The organism is Streptomyces sp. URMC 124, from assembly GCF_051386455.1.
Taxonomy (GTDB): Bacteria; Actinomycetota; Actinomycetes; order Streptomycetales; family Streptomycetaceae; genus Streptomyces.
Window position 1 is genome coordinate 1 of the sequence record NZ_JBPQTS010000361.1, and the last position, 474, is coordinate 474.

General features: G+C 80.0%; 1 pseudogene. It reads left to right on the forward strand.

Annotation, left to right across the window (positions count from 1 at the left end):
• Positions 1–16: 16 nt before the first annotated feature.
• Positions 17–474: pseudogene (locus ACSNOG_RS32945) on the forward strand (hypothetical protein); the annotation flags it as partial.

Below are 474 nucleotides of genomic sequence, written 5' to 3' on the forward strand. Positions count from 1 at the left end.
TCCCCTCCCACCCGCCGTGTACCAGCTGAACCAGCTCGCCTACGCGGGCATCGGCGACGGCCTGCGCGCGGGAGGCGCAGAGACCGGCGGCGAGGGTTTCGGGCGCGGCTTCGGCGCGGCGACGCGGACGGGAGGAGCGGGCGCGGGGGTGACCCGGACGGCCCGCGGCGAGGCCGGCGCCTTCGCCCTGGGCGTGGGTTTCGGTTGCGGCTTCTCCGAGGGCGTCGGCGTGGGACTGGGGGAGTGGCGCGGCGACGGCTCCGGCGTCGCGCTGGGCGCAGGCGTCACCGGGGCGGCGCTGGCCTCGGCCTGGGCCGTCCGGTCCGGCGCGGGGGAGTGCCCCATCAGGGCGTACGCGACGGCGGCGCCTGCCGCGGCCACCACGCCGCCGACGATCGCCAGCTTCGCGGGCGCCCCCAGCCCCTCGCCCACCGTGGCCCCACCTGAGCCACCGCCGGACGCGCCACCGGAGGC